3 protein-coding genes and 2 pseudogenes are annotated in these 7372 nt (G+C 66.6%); 2 read left to right on the forward strand and 3 right to left on the reverse strand.

Annotation, left to right across the window (positions count from 1 at the left end; translation table 11 throughout):
* Positions 1-1649, forward strand: a 1649-nt coding sequence (locus G3N97_RS34490; protein ID WP_346778162.1) for a diguanylate cyclase, incomplete at its 5' end; no start/stop codon positions are given.
* A gap of 138 nt (positions 1650-1787) precedes the next feature.
* Positions 1788-3467, forward strand: coding sequence for an EAL domain-containing protein (locus G3N97_RS34495; protein ID WP_205997343.1), 1680 nt, complete (start codon positions 1788-1790; stop codon positions 3465-3467).
* A gap of 75 nt (positions 3468-3542) precedes the next feature.
* Here the strand turns inward: G3N97_RS34495 and G3N97_RS34500 are convergent.
* From G3N97_RS34500 to G3N97_RS34510, 3 genes and pseudogenes are all read right to left on the reverse strand, one after another.
* Positions 3543-4424 (reverse strand): annotated as a pseudogene (locus tag G3N97_RS34500) (ABC transporter substrate-binding protein); the annotation flags it as partial.
* Between the two features lie 181 nt (positions 4425-4605).
* A pseudogene (locus G3N97_RS34505) lies at positions 4606-5556 on the reverse strand (ribose ABC transporter permease); the annotation flags it as partial.
* 141 nt (positions 5557-5697) lie between these two features.
* On the reverse strand, positions 5698-7251 hold the full coding sequence (locus G3N97_RS34510; RefSeq protein WP_205997345.1) for a sugar ABC transporter ATP-binding protein: 1554 nt from the start codon (positions 7249-7251) through the stop codon (positions 5698-5700).
* Between the last annotated feature and the right edge of the window lie 121 nt (positions 7252-7372).

Consider the following 7372-nt stretch of genomic DNA (forward strand, 5'->3'; position numbering starts at 1 on the left):
AACTGCAGCGCGCCGAACGCCTGGGCGGAGCGCAAACGGGCGCGTTCGCGAGCGAACCGATCGTCGTCAGCGACGTGGCGGGCGATCCGGCCTGGCAGGCCTGTCTGAATCGCGCGAGCGCGCTGCCATTTCGCTTCGTCGCCGCCTGGCCGCTGGCGGGCGCGAACGGCGACTCGCCCGGCACGCTCTATCTGATCGATCACGCGCCGCGCGAACTGAACGCCGCCGAGCGCGCGAGCCTCGACGATTTCGCGCGCGTGATCGCCACGCTCGCGGTGCAGGCGCCGCCGGCGCACGACGAAGTCGAAGCGCTGCGTGCGCGCGAGCGTCTGCTGGCGCTGGCGATCGCGGGCAGCGGCACGGGCATCTGGGACCGCGACGTCGTCACGGGCGAGATCCGCTATTCCACCGGCTGGAAAGCGATGCTCGGCTACGAAGACGATGAAGTCACGAGCCGCATCGAAGACAGCATCCTGCGCCTGCATCCCGACGACCGCGATTACGTGAAGGCGACCATGGAGGCGCACTTCGAAGGGCGCACCGCGCATTACGAAGTCGAGCACCGCATCCGCTGTAAAGACGGCAGCTACAAGTGGATCTGCAGCCGCGGCAAGGTGACGGCGCGCGACGCGGACGGGCGCGCGCTGCGCATGATCGGCACCACGACCGACATCACCTCGATGCGCGAAATGGCCGAGCGTCTGCGCGAATCGGTGAATCTCGTCACCAATCTGACGAACGAAGTGCCGGGCCTGGTTTTCCAGTGTCATCAGGCGCGCAACGGCCATGTGTCGTTTCCCTATGCGAGCGCGGGCATCGCGGAGATTTACGAGTTGACGCCCGCGCAGGTCGCGGCCGACGCGAGCGGCATCGAAGCGCTTGTGCATCCCGAGGATCTGGATGCGTATCGCGCGTCGTTCGCGGCGTCGGCGGCCGTGCTCGCACCGTGGCACCTCGAATACCGCGTGTGCCTGCCGGAGCAGGGTCTGCGCTGGCGTCAGGGCGATGCGAAGCCGCGCCGTCTCGCCGATGGCGCGACCGTGTGGCACGGCTTTATCACCGACGTCACCGAGCGCAAGCGCATCGAAGCCGAATTGCAGGAGTTCGCGACCACCGACGGCCTCACGCGGCTCGCGAACCGGCGTCATTTCATGGCGCGCGTGGAAGCGAAGCTCGCGCTGCTGCGCCGCGTGGCGAGCGCGGCCGGCGTGACGGGCATGGTCGGCATGAAGGGACTCGGTGGTATCGGTAACGTGGCGGCGGTCATGATGTGCGATCTCGATCACTTCAAGTCGATCAACGACCGCTTCGGTCACGCGGTCGGCGACGACGCGCTGCGCCACTTCGCCGAAATCCTGCGCACGCATCTGCGCGCGGGCGACGTGGCGGGGCGCATCGGCGGCGAGGAGTTCGCCATCCTGCTCGACGGCGCGGACGTGGAAGGCGCGTGCCGCGTGGCGCGCCGCATTCAGGACCGCATCGCCGTCGACCCGCTGCTCAGCGTCGCCGGACCGGTCACGCTCGCCGTGAGCATCGGCATCACGCAGATGAGCGCCGACGACAGCGCCGCCGAAGCCGCCCTCTCGCGCAGCGACGTGGCGCTCTATCGCGCGAAGAAGGGCGGCCGCAACCGCATCGAGTGCGCCTGAGCGCGCATTTATCGGCCTTCGGCACGAACCTGCGCGCGCGACGTCTGCGTGGCAGCGTGCGCTCCTCATTCTGTCCCTTGGTGTAACGTTCCGGCAAAGTCCACGCCATTTCGCGCACGCGTCGCGACGGAGAATCTTTTGCCGTTTCAGTCACCCCGTTCTTCCGATGCACCCGGCATGCTCGCGCGGCTGGCGAACCTGGCCGCGCGCGGGCTGATGATCGCGCTCGCCGCAGGCGTGCCGATCGTGCTCTGCGTGCTGCTCACGCGCTACGAAGCCGTGCGCATCGGGCGCAGCGAGGCCGCGCTGGCGTCGAATTTCGTCGTCAATCAGGTGATGGCGATCGTCGAGCAGGCGCGCAACGCCGCGCGTTCGGTCGCGCCGCATGCGGGCACGCCGTGCGAGGCGTTGTCGCGCGAACTCTCGCTCGCCGCCGCGACGCAGCCCTACGTGCGCACGCTCAATATTCTCGACGGCGATCACGTCGCCTGCTCGTCGGCGACCGGCAATCAGTCGATTGCGGTCGAGACCTTCCTCAACGGCAACGTGCGCACGCCGCGCGGCGACTGGCTGATGATCGTTCCGGGCACGCCGATCGTCGCGAACCGGCCCGCGCTGCTGGTGGCCGTGCGCGCGCCCGGCGGCCGCAATGTGGTGGCGGCGGTGGACTCGCAGTATCTGCTCGATCTGCTGCACGCGGCCGCGCCGCATAACGAGTTTCGCCGGGCGACGCTGCGCGTGGGCACCGGGCCCGCGTTGCACGAAATCCCCGAAAGCGGCGATCCCACGCGCGACGAGGCGGCCGGCGACAGCCCGATGGCGTCCGCGCCGCTGCTCGCCGACGTGCGCCGCACGCTCGACGGCAGCGTGATCGAACTGCGTCTGCAAGGCCTGCCCGAACGACTGAACGCGACATGGCGCGTGCTGTTGTTTCGCTATCTGCCGTGGACGGCGCTGCTCGCCGCGCTGCTGGTCTGGCTCGTGTATCGCGTGCAGCAAAGCCGCCGTTCGCGCCGCGAGCAACTGCTGCGCGCGATCCGCGCGGGCGAATTTCATGTCGAATATCAGCCGCTGTTCGGCGTGGCGAGCGGGCGCTGCGAGGGCGCGGAAGCGCTGCTGCGCTGGGTGCGGCCCGGCATCGGCACGGTGCGTCCGGACGAGTTCATCCAGGCGGCCGAAGAAGAGCACGTGATCGTGCCGCTCACGCAACATCTGCTCACGCTGATTGCCCATGACGTCATCAAATGGGCGACGTTGCCGGGTTTTCACCTCGGCATCAACTTCGCGCCCGAACATCTGTCGAGCGAGGCGCTGCTGCCCGACGTGCGCAACTTCACGCGCAGCATCGGCGGACGCGGCATCGACGTGGTGCTGGAAATTACCGAACGTTCGCTGGTGCGCAACACCGACGTGGCGCAGCGCAATCTGGTGGCGCTGCGTCGCGAAGGCGTGCGCGTGGCCATCGACGACTTCGGCACGGGCTTCTGCTCGCTCTCGTATCTGGAGAAATTTCCGTTCGATATCCTGAAGATCGATCGCGGCTTCGTACTGACCATCGATGCGCAGGAGCGCAGCGCCGTGGTGCTCGACAGCATCATCGGCCTTGCGCACAGTCTCGACGCGAAACTCGTGGCGGAAGGCGTGGCCTCGCAGGCGCAATTCGATTATCTGTGCGCGCGCGGAACGAACTGGATTCAGGGCTTCTTCTACGCGAAGCCGATGCCCGCCGACGATTTCGGGCGCTGGTATCGCGGGCCGGGCATGGAGCCGTTTCCGGCGTCGGCTTCGGCTGCGGCTGCAGCGCGTGAAGCGACCTAAGCGGTTTTCAATCGATACAAAAAAACGGGCGGCCCTGAACGGCCGCCCGTTTGTCTTCAACCCGCCGCGCGAGAATCAGTGCGGCGAAGTCCAGCCCTTGTAGCTGCCGACGTTGTCGCGCGTGATGAGCGCGGGCGTCATCTGGATCATCGGATTGGCGGGCTTCTTGCCGTTCATGATGTCGTAGCCGACCTGCACGGCGGTTTGCGCCATTTTCCACGGGTCCTGGCTCGCGGAAGCCTGCACGAGCGTATCGCCCTTGAGCGCGGCTTCGATGTCGGGCGCGCCGTCCACCGAGGTGATCACGATATTGCTGCGATGCAGTTGCTTGGCGGCCAGGTCGCTGCCGATCGCCTGCGGATCGTTGATGGTGAACACGCCATCGAGTTTCGGAAAGCGCGTGAGATAGCCCTGCATTGTGTTCATGCCGCCTTCGCGCGAGCCTTTGCCGTCCTGATCGTCGGAGAGAATCTTGATGCCCGGCGACTTCGCGAGCACCTGCTTGCAGCCGTTCACGCGATCGATCACCGCCGAGACCTGCGGGCCGTTTTCAATAATGACGTTGCCCTTGCCGTTGATCTTCTTCGCGAGGTATTCGCAGGAGATCGCGCCGGCCTTCACGTTGTCGGTCTGCACGGTGGCGTCGGCGCCCGCGGCGCTCACGTCCACGGCCAGCACCACGATGCCGGCCGCGCGCGCCTTGCGCACGGCGGGCTCGATGGCCTTCGGATCGGAGGCGTTCAGCAGGATCATGTCGACGTGCGCCGAGATGAAGTTGTCGATCTGCGTGAACTGCTTGTTCAGATCGTAATCGGCGGACACGGCCGTGACCTTCGCGTTCGGATTGATCTGTTTGGCCTTCGCTTCCGCGCCTTGTACGATGGTCACGAAGTACGGATTGCCCAGCGAACCCACGGTGATGCCGATCGACTTCAACTGCTTGTCGGCGGCGTGCGCGCCCTGCAGGGCGCAGCCCAGGGCGAGGGCGGCAACGGTGCGAACGGCGACGGCAACGGCGGTTTTCTTCTTCAGCATGATGTCTCCTGAGGGTGCCTTCGAGTTATCTCGTGAGTCGTGTTGGTGTGTTGTGTCAACGTGTTGCGTCAATGTGCTGCGTGCTGCAAGGGAAAGCGATGAATCAGGTGCGGGCCGAACCGCGCTGGCGATAGCGGTCGAGCGCCACGGCGCCGACGATCACGAGGCCCTTGATGATGTATTGCCAGATGTCCGAGACGCCGAGCAGCACGAGGCCGTTCGACAGCACCGCGATGATGAGCGCGCCGATCAGCGTGCCGACGATCGAGCCCACGCCGCCCACGAAGCTCGTGCCGCCGAGAATCACCGCGGCGATGGCGTCGAGTTCGTACGACTGGCCGAGCTGCAGGCCGTTGGCAGCGTAGAGGCGCGCCGCCGACATCACCGCGCCGAGTCCGGCGAGCAGGCCCGAGGCGGCGTAGACGAACATCTCGATCGCCCACACCTTGATGCCCGAGAGACGCGCCGCTTCCGGATTGCCGCCCACCGAATAGATATGCAGGCCGAGCACCGTGCGGCGCAGCACGAACCACGACGCGGCCACCACGACGAGCGCGATGATCACGAGCCAGGGCACGCCGAACACCGTGCCATTGCCGATGAAGGCGAACGAGAGCTGCGGATTGAAGATGGTGGTGTCGTGGCCCATCAGACGCGCCACGCCGCGCACGGCCGTGAGCGAACCGAGCGTGACGATGAAAGGCGGCAGGCGCAGCAGCGAGATCAGCGCGCCGTTGATGAGACCGAAGGCGAGACCCACGCCGAGCGCGGCGGGAATACCCAGCCAGCCCCAGCCGACGATGGTCGAGCCGAGCATCGCGGCCACGGCGGACGCGGCCAGAATCGAGCCCACCGAAAGATCGATGCCGCCCGTGAGAATCACGAAGGTCATGCCGGCCGCGAGCACGATGTTGATCGACGCCTGCTGCGTGACGATCGACAGATTTTCGAGCGTGAAAAAGCCGTCGGTGAGCAGGCCGAAGCCGATGCACAGCAGCACCAGCACGGGCAGCATGCCCGCCGTGCGCATGATCGACTTCATGCGCGCGCGATGGCCGTCGACGGTCTGGCCGCGCGTGGCTTGCGCGCCCTCGGCGGGCGTGGCCTCGGCCGCATGGCGGGGAAGAATGCTTTTCATGATGTCGTGCTCCTCAATATCTCTTTTGACGGGGGCGATGCGCGTCGGGCGCGGCGCTTACGCGGCTTCGTCCAGCGCGCCCTGCGAGCCGGTGGCGAGTTCGATGATGGCTTCCTGGCCGATGGGTCTGCCGGTATAGCCGCCCAGTTCTCCGGCGAACAGGCCTTCGCGCATGACGAGCACGCGATCGGCCACGCCGATGATTTCGGGCAGCTCGCTCGAAATCACGATGATGCCCACGCCGGTTTTGGCGAGGTCGTTGATGATGCGGTAGATCTCCGACTTCGCGCCGATGTCCACGCCGCGCGTCGGTTCATCGAGGATCAGCACGCGCGGCTGCGTTTCGAGCAGACGCGAAAGCAGCACCTTCTGCTGATTGCCGCCCGAGAGCGCGCCCACGTTCACGCGCGGACTCGGCACGCGGATCGTCAGCGCGCGGATCGATTCCTTCGCACGCGCCGAGCCGCGTGCGAGATCGAGCACGCCGAAGCGCGCGTCGCGGCCCGCCACGGACACGTTGATGTTGTCGCGCACGCTCATGTCGAGAAAGAGGCCTTGATGCTTGCGGTCTTCGGTCAGATAGACGAGGCCCGCGTTGATCGCGTCGCGCGGCGTGTGGACGTGCAGCGCTTTGCCGTCGATGGCGATCTCGCCGCGCACGCGCGGTTCCGCGCCGAAGATCAGACGCGCGAGTTCGGTGCGGCCCGCGCCCACGAGCCCGGCAATGCCGAGCACTTCGCCCGCATGCAGATCGAGGCTGCAACCGCGCACGCGCTTGTCGTCGGCGACGTCGCGCACGGTGAGCACGACCTTGCCCGGATCGTAGGGCGCATGCGCCTTTTTGTAGAAGCCCGAAATATCGCGGCCCACCATCATGCTGACGAGGCTTTCGGCGCTCAGCGCGTCGCGCATCAGCGTGCCGACGTAGCTGCCGTCGCGCAGCACCGAAACACGATCGGACAGCTCGTAAATCTCGGCCATGCGATGGCTGATGTAGATGATCGCGAGACCGTCCTCGCGCAGTTGCAGGATCAGCTTGAAGAGGCGTTCGGTTTCGCGCGAGGAGAGCGGCGTGGTGGGCTCGTCCATCACGATGATGCGCGCTTCGGTATGCACGGCGCGCGCGATTTCCACGAGCTGGCGTTCGGCGATCGACAGCGATCCGACCAGCGTGGTCGGGCCGAAGGTGGCGCCGAGGCGTTGCAGCACGTCTTCGCAGCCGCGCTCCATCGCCGCGCGATCGACCATCCCGAAGCGCGAGTTTCCGCGCCGCAATTCGCGGCCCGCGTAGATGTTTTCGGCAACCGACAGATTCGGCGCGAGGCTCAGTTCCTGATAGATCACGGCCACGCCGAGTTCGCGCGCGGCGAGCGGACCGTCGATCGTCACCGGCTTGCCTTCGATGAGAATCTCGCCGCCGGGATCGGCCTGATACGCGCCCGAGAGAATCTTCATGAGCGTGGACTTGCCCGCGCCGTTCTCGCCCATCAGCGAATGCACCTCGCCGGGCCAGACCGAGAGGCGCACGTTGTCGAGCGCACGCACACCGGGAAAGGTCTTGCTGATGCCCCGCATTTCCAGCAGCGGCGGCGTCGTCTCAGAGCTCGACATGGCTCTCCTCCTGCGCTTGTACGTTGGTTTGTGCGCCGGCGCCCATCAGGATGCCCGCACGCGGCGAAAAGTTGAAGAACATCGGCAGCGTGGCCGCGCCCAGCGCGCCCGCGTCGGGGCC

It is taken from the genome of Paraburkholderia sp. Ac-20347, assembly GCF_017104805.1.
GTDB classification, from domain to species: Bacteria; Pseudomonadota; Gammaproteobacteria; order Burkholderiales; family Burkholderiaceae; genus Paraburkholderia; species Paraburkholderia tropica.